Below are 407 nucleotides of genomic sequence, written 5' to 3'. Positions count from 1 at the left end.
GCACAATGCCCTGCGCTTTCAGGAAACTCCGGCCCAGTTTGAAGGGAAAAGACAGGTTGGACAGGGTTAATGCACGTTTGATACCCACCACCGGAAGACCAACGATTTTGTAGCCCGCCCTGGGCACCTTTTCCATCTCCATCTTGCCCTCGGCTCCAACGAACAGAATCTCGGTAGCCGGATCCAGCGCCTTCAACTCATTGGCAATGGCGATGGCCGGGTAGATGTGCCCGCCGGTTCCCCCTCCGCTAATGATTACATTCATTCAGTTTCTGGTTTGTAGTTTGTGGTTTGTAGTTTATAGTTGGCTTCGCCGGAGGAACTACAAACCACAAACTACAAACTTAAATCTTACTTTCATCCACCTCGTCGCGGCTTACGCTCAGCACAATACCAATGGCTAAACC

General features: G+C 51.1%; 1 protein-coding gene. It reads right to left on the bottom strand.

Annotated elements, in window-relative coordinates:
* Nucleotides 1-265: glycosyltransferase (locus D7Y13_RS44085; RefSeq protein WP_208734722.1), on the bottom strand; the 265-nt coding region annotated here is incomplete at its 3' end.
* Nucleotides 266-407: the final 142 nt, after the last annotated feature.

The organism is Corallococcus praedator (assembly GCF_003612125.1).
GTDB classification, from domain to species: domain Bacteria; phylum Myxococcota; class Myxococcia; order Myxococcales; family Myxococcaceae; genus Corallococcus; species Corallococcus praedator.
Note: the sequence above shows the minus strand (reverse complement) of the source record. Positions and strands in the feature narration are given on the sequence as shown.